The sequence below is a fragment of the Lysinibacillus sp. NPDC047702 genome, from assembly GCF_050272555.1.
Classification (GTDB): Bacteria; Bacillota; Bacilli; order Bacillales_A; family Planococcaceae; genus Lysinibacillus.
In genome coordinates, this window is the sequence record NZ_JBNNMG010000008.1 from 132,681 (window position 1) to 145,205 (window position 12,525).

The 12,525-nt window shown below is 36.4% G+C and carries 15 protein-coding genes; 6 read left to right on the forward strand and 9 right to left on the reverse strand.

The window, feature by feature from the left end:
* Nucleotides 1–96: 96 nt before the first annotated feature.
* From ACQKIM_RS06620 to ACQKIM_RS06630, 3 genes are all read left to right on the forward strand, one after another.
* Nucleotides 97–1,332 carry a DUF6138 family protein gene (locus tag ACQKIM_RS06620; RefSeq protein WP_427540869.1) on the forward strand — a complete coding sequence of 412 codons (1,236 nt, stop codon included), beginning with the start codon at nucleotides 97–99 and terminating at the stop codon, nucleotides 1,330–1,332.
* Nucleotides 1,333–1,348: 16 nt separating this feature from the next.
* On the forward strand, nucleotides 1,349–1,774 hold the full coding sequence (locus ACQKIM_RS06625; protein ID WP_427540872.1) for a hypothetical protein: 426 nt from the start codon (nucleotides 1,349–1,351) through the stop codon (nucleotides 1,772–1,774).
* Nucleotides 1,775–1,976: 202 nt separating this feature from the next.
* A complete protein-coding gene (locus ACQKIM_RS06630; protein WP_427540875.1) occupies nucleotides 1,977–2,291 on the forward strand; it encodes a DUF5713 family protein in 315 nt (104 codons plus the stop codon).
* A gap of 259 nt (nucleotides 2,292–2,550) precedes the next feature.
* On the opposite strand, the gene ACQKIM_RS06635 is transcribed toward ACQKIM_RS06630, so the two are convergent.
* From ACQKIM_RS06635 to ACQKIM_RS06655, 5 genes are all read right to left on the reverse strand, one after another.
* Nucleotides 2,551–3,072, reverse strand: coding sequence for a hypothetical protein (locus ACQKIM_RS06635; RefSeq protein ID WP_427540878.1), 522 nt, complete (start codon nucleotides 3,070–3,072; stop codon nucleotides 2,551–2,553).
* A 92-nt stretch (nucleotides 3,073–3,164) separates the two neighbouring features.
* On the reverse strand, nucleotides 3,165–4,010 hold the full coding sequence (locus ACQKIM_RS06640) for a YwqG family protein (RefSeq protein ID WP_427540881.1): 846 nt from the start codon (nucleotides 4,008–4,010) through the stop codon (nucleotides 3,165–3,167).
* 219 nt (nucleotides 4,011–4,229) lie between these two features.
* On the reverse strand, nucleotides 4,230–4,646 hold the full coding sequence (locus ACQKIM_RS06645; RefSeq protein ID WP_427540884.1) for an SMI1/KNR4 family protein: 417 nt from the start codon (nucleotides 4,644–4,646) through the stop codon (nucleotides 4,230–4,232).
* Nucleotides 4,639–5,043: a hypothetical protein gene (locus ACQKIM_RS06650; RefSeq protein WP_427540887.1), complete on the reverse strand. Its 405-nt coding sequence runs from the start codon at nucleotides 5,041–5,043 to the stop codon at nucleotides 4,639–4,641. Before ACQKIM_RS06650 ends, ACQKIM_RS06645 begins: the two co-directional genes overlap by 8 nt.
* A gap of 198 nt (nucleotides 5,044–5,241) precedes the next feature.
* On the reverse strand, nucleotides 5,242–5,688 hold the full coding sequence (locus tag ACQKIM_RS06655) for a YlbF family regulator (protein WP_427540890.1): 447 nt from the start codon (nucleotides 5,686–5,688) through the stop codon (nucleotides 5,242–5,244).
* Nucleotides 5,689–5,775: 87 nt separating this feature from the next.
* Here ACQKIM_RS06655 and ACQKIM_RS06660 point away from each other — a divergent pair, with 87 nt between their 5' ends.
* A complete protein-coding gene (locus tag ACQKIM_RS06660) occupies nucleotides 5,776–6,282 on the forward strand; it encodes a PaaI family thioesterase (protein ID WP_427540893.1) in 507 nt (168 codons plus the stop codon).
* Here the strand turns inward: ACQKIM_RS06660 and ACQKIM_RS06665 are convergent.
* On the reverse strand, nucleotides 6,257–7,732 hold the full coding sequence (locus tag ACQKIM_RS06665; RefSeq protein WP_427540896.1) for a UDP-N-acetylmuramoyl-L-alanyl-D-glutamate--2,6-diaminopimelate ligase: 1,476 nt from the start codon (nucleotides 7,730–7,732) through the stop codon (nucleotides 6,257–6,259). The genes ACQKIM_RS06660 and ACQKIM_RS06665 overlap by 26 nt on opposite strands.
* Before the next feature lie 174 nt (nucleotides 7,733–7,906).
* Nucleotides 7,907–9,025: a CAP domain-containing protein gene (locus ACQKIM_RS06670; protein WP_427540899.1), complete on the reverse strand. Its 1,119-nt coding sequence runs from the start codon at nucleotides 9,023–9,025 to the stop codon at nucleotides 7,907–7,909.
* A gap of 147 nt (nucleotides 9,026–9,172) precedes the next feature.
* Between ACQKIM_RS06670 and ACQKIM_RS06675 the strand changes: the two genes are divergently transcribed.
* The gene (locus ACQKIM_RS06675; RefSeq protein WP_427540902.1) at nucleotides 9,173–9,574 is read left to right on the forward strand and encodes a YugN family protein; all 402 of its coding nucleotides are present in this window, start codon (nucleotides 9,173–9,175) and stop codon (nucleotides 9,572–9,574) included.
* 190 nt (nucleotides 9,575–9,764) lie between these two features.
* Entirely contained in the window at nucleotides 9,765–10,826 is a 1,062-nt protein-coding gene (ytvI, locus tag ACQKIM_RS06680) for a sporulation integral membrane protein YtvI (RefSeq protein ID WP_427540905.1), read from the forward strand.
* A gap of 17 nt (nucleotides 10,827–10,843) precedes the next feature.
* On the opposite strand, the gene ACQKIM_RS06685 is transcribed toward ytvI, so the two are convergent.
* Together ACQKIM_RS06685 and ctaG are read right to left on the reverse strand one after the other, a co-directional pair.
* On the reverse strand, nucleotides 10,844–11,305 hold the full coding sequence (locus ACQKIM_RS06685; RefSeq protein WP_427540908.1) for a DUF420 domain-containing protein: 462 nt from the start codon (nucleotides 11,303–11,305) through the stop codon (nucleotides 10,844–10,846).
* Nucleotides 11,306–11,340: 35 nt separating this feature from the next.
* On the reverse strand, nucleotides 11,341–12,264 hold the full coding sequence (gene ctaG / locus ACQKIM_RS06690) for a cytochrome c oxidase assembly factor CtaG (protein WP_427540911.1): 924 nt from the start codon (nucleotides 12,262–12,264) through the stop codon (nucleotides 11,341–11,343).
* Nucleotides 12,265–12,525 lie beyond the last annotated feature (261 nt).

Consider the following 12,525-nt stretch of genomic DNA (forward strand, 5'->3'; position numbering starts at 1 on the left):
AGGACATTCAGATTGGTTTGCGAGGTGTATCGTGAACTAACAAAAGAACTTACGGAGTATGCAGAAACACACGGGCACATAGAGGGAGGTAATTCCATGAAGACTAAGCAATTTACCGAAAACGAAGCATTATGGCTACAGCTTGAGCAAGAACTACTTTCTAAACAATATAAAGTTGAAACAGATGGTTATCCTTCTAAAATCATCACCCTGTCTTTTTCACTAGACACCATTACACTGCATGAAGTGCTTTGCCATTATCAGCAGCTTGTATTGCTTGATAAATTTCGTCAAGAGCTAGACTTTGAAACACAGCGTTATTGTCTTTCTCGCTTTATCGAAAAGCATCAATCATTAACTTACTTACCATTACTATGCTACTATGTAGTGAATTTAAGTAAATACGGCGCTAGCTATTCTTATTTAACAGTCAAGAAGCTACTGGCAACAATTAATGAATTAGATGCAGTAGCATATAACTCATTAACCACAGTCGGCTCCGGTACTTTGCCAACACATAAACAGCAAATGGCATCCGATCTAATTTTCTGCCAAGCAAATGATGTACTAGCCACGATTACGATTAAAATTAAAGAAGAGAGCGAAGAAGCTTATCGTCAAGCATTGGCATTCTTAAATGCTTTATTAGAAGAAGACTTCCCTAAAAGCTATGGCATTTATTATGAAGGTAAAAGTGACTTAGTGTTACCAATTGAGCAATTACCTGTCACTTCATCACATCATTTCTTTACTAAAGCTCTCAGCTACCCTAGCCTACATGCTGCGCTAGTTGAATATAGTTATAAGGCAATGGCAGAGTATCATTTTTATCAAGATGTTGATGATGAAGAAGCAGCGATGCCAAGTACATTCGCTGTTTTCGGTCTTGGCTTATACGATAAAAGCTATGGCAAGCTCGTTATCGACTATATGTATGAATGCGATGGCGACCATTCGCCAATGCCTGAATACTTTGCAAAAGCCTATGTAGAAACATTTGGTCTAACACCTGAAACATTGCCTGTCTTTGTATGCACTGTGCTAGCTGTACAAGAAGTTCCATACGATGCCTTCTTTGAGAAAGCTATGGGCACAGATGACAACTTGCAATGGTTCGAAAAATTTATGACAACACCATTAAAAGAACTTTGCCCATATATTCCGCTTAAACAAAGTGAGCACATTGAAGAATATAAAGATATGATTGTAGCGCAGCTTTTATACACATGCTTTGGCATCATCCATTTGAATGACTTTACTAGCTCAGCATTTATGCACATTCCAGAGCCATATCGCACGCGCTTTGAGCCGATTATTAAAGAGCTTATATAAGGACAGGAGAGATTTTATGACAGCCTATGACAAATCGAAATGGCATTTTGATGCAGAGGATTTTCCACAGGAGTTATCTACTGATCAAGGTGCAGTGCATATCGCGTTTTTTTACCGTTGGATGTTAGAGCATCAATTAGCAAATACGGCTGTCATTGAAGAAGACGACCCAGAGCTTTATGAACAGCTAATGCGAGGTCAAATAACAGCGCTCGATTTTTTCATTGAGTTTTACGATGGAGTTTTGATAGATGAAGATTTAACAGAAGAAGGAGCTGCTTTTGCATCTTCCTATTACGATGCCTACTTAGCTGACTATGAAAACCTCCCATTACAGCTTTTCGATGGCTATGATTCGCTGTATGCAGCTATTTATAATGAAGAAAATTATGCACTTGTTGCAAAGTTGTTGGAGGGAAAATTTAAAGCTTTATTAAAATAGAGTATAAAGTAATGATTCGCCCATATAAAGAGTTCATCCAATTCATAGCAGATTTCTTACAAAAACAGCTTCAATTTGCGTAAGAAATCGATATTTTCACAATAGATTTCTTGCGCTTGTTAAAATTCCAAATTATTTATACAGCGAAACAACTGTATACGAGCTGTTATTAGTGACATTAGAAATAAAGGAGCTGGACAAAATGAAAACAATAAACTACTTAAGAGATATGTATAGAGATGATTATTACCCAAAATTTTTAGTTGATAAGATTAAAGTGTTATTGGAGGGTATTGTTCAATATTTAGAGCAAGATCCTCACTCTTTAGAGGATATCCAACAAAAATTGGACGAGATGACACTTGCTATTAATGATTTGGAAGATGAGTTTTATGAGCATGACAGTGAAATTGAAACAGCTGCCAGAGATTGCATCGCAGAAACAGTGATTGATATATTGCAGGCGTACAATATTGAGATTGATGTAGAGGACGCATTAAGAGAACGCGAGTGGTAAAGGGGATTTTTTGTTACTATAGTACTATGAAAGAGCTTGCGCAAAAATATGGCGTAGTTTTTTGATGTCGTATTGTTGGTGAAATTTTATCTTCATTTAGCAAATGTTTTCTGTAGCGAAAGCAAAGCGGCAGATACAAAAAAATTTGCTGAATGAAGGTAATCTATTTGATTGTCAGCTTATAATCGTTAGGTTTTTTTCCTTTTGTGATTCAAGCTGTGCAATACTTTTTCAACGATACTACTCGCTCAATTCAATTTCATATATTTAAAAGTTCTGTAGCTCTAGATTTCATTAATGTATCTACTTCATCTATACCCATTTCAAACATGACGCTAGCGTTTGTAACAGGCTGGAAATAGTAGTCTACTTTACGCTTACTAAATTGCAGTTCTAATTCCTTCCATTGTAAGACTGGTAGCAATGCAAAAGCCAAAGTATCATTTCCTAATGATTCCATAAACCAACGAATTTGATATTGAGGAGAGAGCATTTCCTGCATAGCTCGAATTGCGCTATCTCTATCAGTCACATCATCAGCAAAGGGAATCGGCATCGTTTTTTCTTGGGAGGATAGAACAATATCCACACCTCTAGGCTTATCTATCTCAATAATTTCACAATCAATTCGATTTGACACAGGCAATTGCTCGTTAAAGTAATCTATTAAGTCTTCTTCAGCTTCTCGCCAATCTATCCAAATGAGCAGATCACTCTGATCATATATTTTTTCAAGTGTTAAATTGGTTAAGAAATCCGCAATCTTCTGTTGATTTGTCATTTCCCTCGCTCCTCGTCATGTTTTTACTTAACTACATGAAAAATGCTTAACTTATTCTATTTCCTTTAGCGCTTTCTTGACACCTTCTATTATCAGCTTGTCGCTAAATTAAGATAAGTATTATCAAAACGACCTTTTTTTAAATCTTCAACATGAATTAAAAATTCTAAATACCCCGCGTCCCACCAACACATATTCACTTCACTTAAAGAGGATAATGAGAACAACATTTGCCAATTTTGCGCCGCTTGTAATGCCTCCTGCTGTAATTTTTCTGGCATTTTATGGGTGTTGTATAAAAAGGCACTTAGACCATTTCGGCATAAATAAGCATCGAGCTGTGTTTCCCCATCCCAAGTTTGCAATCCTCCAGCAAGCGCATCACTTACACCACACACCTCTGTGTAAATATCCTCATATTCTTCGAACAGCATTTCTGAGTCTTCCCCTAAATCAGGCAATGTCAAATAAGGCTGCCACGTAACTCGATGAGAAATAAAATCGCGTTCCTCCGCATTTACTTCTTCTATCCCTTCAGGCAAGTTTGCCAAAGTCAAATTAGCTAAATCACCGTTATAATAAATGACTTGATGCTCAACATCGTAGGCAGGCTCGTCCAAACCTAAAAAGAAATAAAACATCCCCGATGATGGCCAATTATCTGAAGGCAAAAATGGCAATTCACTCAAATTAATTTGCGCTAAAAAAGTATAAGCTTCTCCATCCTCAGTACATGGCCACTCGATAGATGGTGGTAAATCAGGTCGCCCTGCTATACGGCTGTTCCCAATCTGCTGATAATTTTCCTTACTAGCAAGCTCGAATCGTAGCGAAACTTGAGATTGCTCCATCAATATTGTTTCTAGCTCTTTCACTCCCGCTACATTAAATTTATTCAATATATCCGTAATCGCTTGTTTACGCCAATTTTCTCGCAATATACCACTCCCTTTTTTATTTTAGTTTAACATAGTCATGACAATACAAGGCAATGCTTATTTTTTCGCCTATACGCTTTCTTCAAATCACACGTACCTATTCAATTGAGAGATAGACTTAAATCTCCGTTTTTTCAAGTCATTCAGGGAAAGGGAGCAGTGCAATTGGGTGTCAGGAGATGTAGGCTTACCTTCTTTTCTGACACCCTCTTTTACCAACTATTCATTTCTCCAAGGATCTCCCTCTTCACTATTCAACCATGAAAGAAAATTATCAGTTGTATCATTTTCGGTAGGGACCCCATATCCATCACTTACTAATTGGAAGTTAACAGCATCCTCTACCGCCCTCATTAAAAGATGATACCCACCATTATCATTGCCAACAGAAACATAGCCTGGTGCATAATTTTGAACTTCATATGTTTTATTCATTTCAATTAATCCATCTGTTGAATATAGCTGAACTAGATTACCATGCACTCCGTTTGATACACTTAATAAACCTTTATATACTTTTGGTAGCACTATTTGTAGTTCTTTTTCAACCTGTTGGATTTCTTCTATAGTTGCTGGCTCATACAAATCAATAGCCCATTCCTTGAATTGAAACGCTGTTCTATGCTTTTTAGCCATTTATCCCTCCAAAATGCAATGCATTATTTTGTTTAACAACAAGTGTCGCTAAATGTCCTTGTAAATAATCTGGCTTTGTATCAAAATCAATTAACAGCTCAAACTCATGATCCATCAAAAAATAAAGCGGATATATGGCTTCCTCCACTTGCTTTATTGTAATTGGTGAAGAAAGTTCTGTAGCATCTGATAAAAATACTTTACCCTCTGCTGCAATTTCCTCATTTATATTTATAACAATTTGATTGGTAATGTATAGGTTAATAAAAGATTTGACCTTCTGCTCCTGACAATTTAAGAAATCTACCTTGTCATCAATGCATTTCATTACCTCCTCTGATAGTTCCAGTTCACACTCTATCTCTACAACTTTATCCCATATGCTTTTCTCAATCATACTACGATTCACCTCTGCAAAAATAATCTGATTTTCATATTAATTTTATTCTACTAAAAATTTCACTCAAGAATCTATGATCCCCATTGCAAGTTTTCTTGATTCAGTGGGTTACTGAATCAAGATCTGAAATGACATAAAAAAAACTGTATACACTCGTCATCATCCGAGTTTGTATACAGTCTAAAAATCTTGCTATTATGCAGAGCACGAACAAGAACCACCTGAACCACAGCCTCCAGCACATGAAGAACCAGATGCAAAGAAAGGATTACTTACAGGCACTTTTACTGCTTCTGATACAGTTTTTCCTATAAGCAGGCTTATCTCGTCGAGTAAATCTTGAAAATCGTTTTCAGCAATCTTTAAGGCTGAAACCTTTTCATTTAAATCGAGTGCGCGCTTTTGCTGACGAATCGATTTCATGATTGTATGATAGTCCGGATGGTATTTTCCGAAACGTTGTACATCTTCGTACTGCTCTTTCATGCGATTAAATGCGTGTATAGCTTCGATCAATTGAACATCGCTATAAACAGCAGCGTAAGCTTGTTGCAGCATTTTCGCAGGCTCAGAGGAAAGAATCATCTCACAAAGCGCATCGGCCTCATCCAATATGATTACCCAGTCAGAGGTCATCATCATAGTTAATTCCCCCAATCTCTTTCCCATCATAACAGATTTTGTGGTAATTTTACATTATTGATATTTTTACATGAAGGAGTTTTTAATTTGGCTACATCATCCAAAGAACAAATCGAAGCATTACTAGCAAATATTTTACAAGAAAGCACTGCTGAAGATGAAGAGGTTTTATTGCATTTATTATCAGGGCTTCGTGCAAAACAACAAGGGGTACATCGACGATATATAAATGCTGCCCTGCATATGGTAGGTAAATTTGAGCCAGATGTTAGTGAGGTTAAAATTCCAATTACGCCAGTTATCCATAATACGATTAAGGTTCCACATGGAGGAATTATTGCAACAATTGCAGATGCAGCGATGGGAGGATTGGCTTCGCGTTCTGTACCAGAAGGCTATAATGTTGTCACAACAAATATGAATGTCTCTTATATTGCTACAACAACAAATAAAGTACTAATCGCTCGTGGACGCTTTGTACATAAAGGGCGTCAAACACTTGTGATGGAATGTGATATTGAGGATGAAACTGGTCGCAAGCTAGCAATTGCAACTGGGTCATTTTTTGTCATTCAACGCCGCTCTCAGGCATAAGATTTAAAAAATAATCACGGACACATTGTTGATCGGAAAAAGGGACTTTTTGATTTTTTATTTGTTGAGTTTGTTCATGCCCTTTTCCGGCAACAAGTACAATATCGCCTTTTTCAGCCTTTTCTAATGCCTTATGAATAGCAACCTTGCGATCTAGATAAATTTCATAATATTGCTGTTCTGTAAAACCAGCTATAATACTTTCATTAATTAGGATTGGATCCTCATCCCGTGGATTATCAGTTGTTAAAAAAATAACATCTGCATACTTACTGGCTACAGCACCCATCGCAAAACGTTTTGCCTTATCTCGATTGCCACCACAGCTAAATACAAGATAAAGGGTTTTCGATCGATCGAATGTCTGCAAGACAGCCTGCAATGCCTCTGCAGTATGTGCATAATCCACATACACATCAATACCAAATGAATTGTCTATTTTTTCAAGTCTGCCTTCTGGTAGCTTTAATGACCACATATGCTCGGCTATCTCCTCAATTGAAAAACCTAAGCGCCATATAGCCATCAACGCCGCTACAACATTTTGCACATGGTATTTCCCAACGAAAGGAATTTCTACGATATGCTCACTTGTAGATGTTTGTAGACAGAGTACCGTTTTGCCAATGAATTCGCTGACAATTTGGATATGTAAATCATTGTGATTGTCAAAGCCAAATGAGCAGGATTTTTTCTTATCATAAATGCCAACAGAACGGCAGAAATTATCATCCCCATTTAACACTAGTTTTTTAGATAAATCTGCCAGTCTTTTTTTCGCACGCTTATACCCTTCAAGTCCACCATGATCCTCTAAATGATCCTCCGATAAATTTAAAAAGACACCACAATCAATATCACAATGATCCAGTCGATGTTGCTGTAATCCCATTGAAGAAGCCTCTAAAACAACATGTGTAACACCATTTTGTGCACAATGCTTTAAAATTGGATGCAATTCCTTTGCCTGTAATGTTGTTAATTGCTCATATTTGGTTTGTTGTTTTTGTCCATTTATAAAAAATCCAACTGTCCCAATAACAGCTACATTTTTATGTAAAGCTCTTAACAATTGGCTTACATAGTGACTTACTGTTGTTTTTCCATTTGTCCCAGTAATGGCTATTACCGTCAATGCTTCTGCTGGGAAGGCCGTGAGCTTTGCACTTGCATACGATAAAAATAAGGCAGTATTCGGAACCCAAACGAAAGGAATATTTTGATCAGTAATAGGTATTGAGATGCTTTCCTCTGAAACAATGGCTACAGCCCCACGTGCCAATGCCTCTTTTACAAAGCGGCTACCAGACGTTTTCTTGCCCTTTCGTACTATAAAAATATCACCTGGTTTTACAGCCTGTGCATAGTCCTCAACACCTGTAACTATAGTGCGAATAGACCCGCCAGTCACACTACATGGCCAATCCTTTAACAGCTCAGCTAATTGCATGCCTCATTCCCCCTTTCAGTTCTCTATCATATGACGGCGTCTGTAACGGTGTGACGAAAAATGCAGGCAGGAAATTCACTAATTCTTCCAGTTGAATAAACCATTTATAAAATAAAAAAACTGAAGTTCAACTTGGGTTCACCAAGTTAATCTTCAGTTACAGATACTATTTTATTATGATGATTCGTCGATACCCTCTACAGGTTCTTCAGAGTCAATATTCTCACTATCCAGCTTTTGTGAGGAAGGCTCAATAAATATTTGTGTATAATAATTTAAAAAGACACCAGAGCCAACTGTCGAATATTTTTCATTCAAAATAACTTTTCGATGCTCAGCAGAATTGAGCCAACCGTGCATAGCCTCGATAGCATCAAAATAAGCTGTCGCTAGATTCTCATTCGCCTCACTATATTCAATCCCTTGTGTTTCTAATCTCTTTTTTAAATCCCCATTTGTAGGTGATTCATGCCCAATAAAGTTTTGAACTTTCATATCTTCACTATGCATTTTAGCTACTTCTCCTAGTGTTACATCTACTTTTAGTGGAAGCAGATCATGATGAACCCTAGTTACATTTAGCAAATCGTCAAGCTGTTCAGCATTTGCTTCATTAATTTCCTGCTGTAAAAAAGAAGACGGAGGTGTAGGTATAACAAGCTCACCTTGATAAGTCATTTCGTATGGTTGATGAAGAACAAGTGTTTCGCTATTAGTGAAGCGTATACCCTGTAGCTCACTTGATTCTCTATCTATATAAAGCTGTGCAAAAAGCCCATCGAATTTCACCAGTAAACGGGTTTGCATATCTTCTTCACTCATCGAAAAAACAAAAATATTATCATCAACATTGGCTGCTACTTCATAATCAATGATTGTCATTCGATAAATCTCGTCACGTTTTTGTCCAACTTTAAAAGGATAGGCGTCCAGATCTTCCCCAGCTATGTAAACTTGTGTCACTATGTTATTTTGAACCCCTACCATAAAAAATGCAGTGGCACTCGTATTATATACCCACCAATCATACCCAAAAGACGATGGTTCCTTTCGTGCTGGTTCTCCGTATTGTTTCACAACAGCTTGTACACCTTGACCAATGAATGTCGACATCCCACTTTCCGGCCTTGTCATTGCTCCAACTTCTGGCTGCTTTAATTCTGTTTTTGGTATAATATTAGAATTAGCATTCGGTCCTTCAAGTGGCTCATTTTCACGTGGTGTATTAAAAAACATAAAACCGATTAACGCAATTGCAGCACATGCCATAAGAATGCGGAATAAAGCTTTCATACATGACTCCTTTTCATCACCAGTATTGTAAGTTATTATATCAATTGTAATCGGGTTGACACAATGTTGTCATTGCAACAATGTCGAATATGCTCTATTATAAAAATGAGCGTATACTTTGTACGAGAACCTAAAGGAGGATTTTACATGTATTTTGAAAATACTAACCTTGAAAATTTAACAGCTGATCAAGAACTTATTGAAAGCATTATGAAAAAAAATGGTTTAGAATGTGACGGCGGCTGGGACTATGAACGTATGACATTTGATAAGCGTTTCGATACTCGTGAAGGTCGTTATTACCTTCGTGTATTCGCATATGCAATTTCTGGTGACGTTGGTGCACACGACGCAATCCTAACTTTAATGAAACCAGCACTTGGTAAATACTATTACCCACATGGTGTTGAATACGGTGACGATGAAGTCTATCCAGCACACCTTGTAAAAAAATGTGAAGAAATCTTAAAAAAGGTTAAATTAGACTTAGATGAATTCGCAATCCAAACTACAAATAAAAACAATCTTGAACCTGTTAAAGCACGCTAATCTATAATTTCTTTAGTGATAGCTATGTCCTGATTCAGGAAATGGGAAGAATCAACTCCCCATTGCGACAACAGCTTCATATATAAAACTCGTTGTGAAAAGACTGGTGGTCCAGTCTTTTTTATTTTGAGTAAAAATATTTTTTCGTCTCATACTAATGATATCTTTCATAGGATGTAGGTGAGATTAAATGCTACAGTTTTTAAAACATCCCTTTTTCCGCCACCCAATAATTGTTATTGCACTAGGAATAGCACTTCTTTGGTTTATATCCCTATCATTGCCAATATTACTTGCCTATGTCACCGCCATATTATTAGAGCCTATCATCATTCGAATCAGCAAACGATTTCGAAAAAAACGTAAAATTATTGTATCCATTTTTTTTATATTCTTTTTAAGTATAACCATACTAGTATGTATCTTCATAATATTTATCAGTTGGAAACAATTTTCAACATTCATCATTCATATTCCTGAGTATCTCAATCAGCTGTCAGCAATATGGATTCAAATGCAATCCAAGCTTTCTAACTATACGTATCATTTACCAGTAGATCTTGTCATCCAAATTCAACTACTCATTTCACGAGCATTATCATCCATTGAAAAGTTTGCCTTATCTTTAACAAACGTAAATGTTTGGTCATCATTGCTTACTTATATTCCTTCACGTCTGTTTGATATATTTGTTTATTGGATTGTGCTCTACATGTTACTATTAGAGCTGCCAGCCATCAATCGTAAAATATTAACACCTTTTCCTTTTCACTATCATCAAAAAATATTATTTATTGGTCAACGAGTGAAGCTTGCTTTGTTCGGTTTTATGAAAGCTCAATTTTTAGTTGGTATTTGCATTTTTGCTATAGCCTTCGGAACATTTTTTATACTTAAAACACCATTTCCACTTATATTAGCACTTTTGCTTGTTATTTTAGATGTTATTCCCTTTTTAGATTCATTTATATTGCTTCTGCCTTGGGCGATATATAAAGCCTTTACAGGAGACTATGTTTTTGCTATTGCGCTTGTGGTGTTAACCATCGTCTTATTTTTGGTTCGACGTATGATTGAACCTAAAGTAATTGGCAATAAAGTTGGTCTTTCTTCTCTTACAACATTTATTGCTATGTTTATCGGCTTTAAGATATTTGGATTTCTCGGAATTTTACTTGGTCCTTTACTAGTAGTTGTAGTTCTTTCTTTATTTAATCAGACATCCATAAAAAATCTCCCACCTTCTCAATAAAAAGTGGGAGATTTTTGTTAAACCCCTAAAATAGCTTTAATAACAGAAGTTGTTTCACCTGGTTCAAACAGAACATAAAGTAAAACGTACACTAATACTCCAGTAATGGCTACAAAAAACCAAATAATACTTGTAATTGGTCCAATACGACGGTGAAGCTTAATATTCATTTTCAGACCAGAGATAATACTCACAAGCCCAAACACAGCTCCCGTAGTAGCTAAAATAATGTGGAAAATTAAGAAGAAAGTATAGTATGGTTTTAAATCTTCTCCACCACCAAATGCTGTATTCCCAATAAATACTGTACGTGAAGCATAAATAATAAAGAAAATAAGTGCTGCAACTCCAGCAGCTAACATTACTTTTTTATGTGCCTCAACTTTTCTTTTTATAATCAAGCCCCAGCCAATCGCTACAAGTACTGCACTGATCACGATGAATGATGTACTTAGAGTAGGTAAAATTTGCAGTTCCATTCACAAAACTCCTTATAGAAAATTTCTACTGTCTATTAATGTTGCTGTTGACTTTCCCATTTTTGTTGATGCGCCTTTAATGCATCAGCAGTAATTTTATCTGGATCCTTTTGTTCTGAGCGATACCATTTAATAAAGATTGAACCAAGTAATACACCGAAAATAATCTCTTGTAATATTTTCATCAGAACACCGCCTAGTTGCTGGTCGGCAACAGGTTTCATATCAGTAAAGAGCTCCGGACCTGATAGAGATAAGCCAGATAATGTAGAGGCTGGTACACAAAGTTCCATTGCCTTTAGCCACGCATCACCATTTGTATAGGTTTCATACATAGCGTTGGGTGCAAAAATAATTAATGCACATGCTGGTGTAATTAATACAGCATTAGCAATTATATAAGCTAATTTGTACAAAGGCTTCATTTGTGAACGATTAGGCATGTTTTGAATTAATGGCCAGTACATAAAAACAGCAGATACAAATAACACAAATGTATATGTACCATGTAAAGTTTCGTTTAGTTTAATGTAATCTAACACTGATGGTAGATGATAGAAAGAAAACAAACCGATAAAGACAAAGACTGCTACAACAGGTAACGTAAGCACTTTAAATAATTTTCTAGCAACAGGTGCTTCTATTGCAACTTTCCATACCCACCACGGAATTCCCTTAATTAAGAAAATTGGAACAAGCAATAATAAAATAGCCATTTGCACCATATGCATTGTAAACATAATGTGCGCCATTAAATCTATTGGAGATCCTTTAATAATATAAATCGTTACCATCGCTAGTACAAAATAAATCGCCTCTCCCTTTTTCAGAGGTTCACTTTCTTTAAAATCCTTACGCCACTTTGTTGTGACTAAAAAGTAGATGACTGTTATAAAAACGAGAACCCCTATTAAATACGGGCTCCATAAAGCTTGGAAACCAAATATACTAAGTGGCATACAGAACGCACTCCTTTAAACTTCAGTACTCCTATTATAGAACGCTTACAACTATACTGCAATGAACGAAAGGTGAACAAATTATCATTGATAGTCTAGGTATATTAAGTTGATGATAAATATTTTGAAAACTTGTAAATGACATTTATCAAGTTATAGGTACAACAATCAGAACCACCAGTCTAACTGGTGGTTTGCTCTACGCGTGAAACGCTGGGGTACTGGCCCATGTCTAAAGACACACTGAAAGGTCCGCCAACC

Coding starts and splice junctions, on each gene's coding strand:
- ACQKIM_RS06620 (WP_427540869.1), top strand. CDS start 97: ATGAAGACTAAGCAATTTACCGAAAACGAAGCATTATGGCTACAGCTT.
- ACQKIM_RS06625 (WP_427540872.1), top strand. CDS start 1,349: ATGACAGCCTATGACAAATCGAAATGGCATTTTGATGCAGAGGATTTT.
- ACQKIM_RS06630 (WP_427540875.1), top strand. CDS start 1,977: ATGAAAACAATAAACTACTTAAGAGATATGTATAGAGATGATTATTAC.
- ACQKIM_RS06635 (WP_427540878.1), bottom strand. CDS start 3,072: ATGACAAATCAACAGAAGATTGCGGATTTCTTAACCAATTTAACACTT.
- ACQKIM_RS06645 (WP_427540884.1), bottom strand. CDS start 4,646: ATGGCTAAAAAGCATAGAACAGCGTTTCAATTCAAGGAATGGGCTATT.
- ACQKIM_RS06650 (WP_427540887.1), bottom strand. CDS start 5,043: ATGATTGAGAAAAGCATATGGGATAAAGTTGTAGAGATAGAGTGTGAA.
- ACQKIM_RS06655 (WP_427540890.1), bottom strand. CDS start 5,688: ATGATGATGACCTCTGACTGGGTAATCATATTGGATGAGGCCGATGCG.
- ACQKIM_RS06665 (WP_427540896.1), bottom strand. CDS start 7,732: ATGCAATTAGCTGAGCTGTTAAAGGATTGGCCATGTAGTGTGACTGGC.
- ACQKIM_RS06670 (WP_427540899.1), bottom strand. CDS start 9,025: ATGAAAGCTTTATTCCGCATTCTTATGGCATGTGCTGCAATTGCGTTA.
- ACQKIM_RS06675 (WP_427540902.1), top strand. CDS start 9,173: ATGTATTTTGAAAATACTAACCTTGAAAATTTAACAGCTGATCAAGAA.
- ytvI (WP_427540905.1), top strand. CDS start 9,765: ATGCTACAGTTTTTAAAACATCCCTTTTTCCGCCACCCAATAATTGTT.
- ACQKIM_RS06685 (WP_427540908.1), bottom strand. CDS start 11,305: ATGGAACTGCAAATTTTACCTACTCTAAGTACATCATTCATCGTGATC.
- ctaG (WP_427540911.1), bottom strand. CDS start 12,264: ATGCCACTTAGTATATTTGGTTTCCAAGCTTTATGGAGCCCGTATTTA.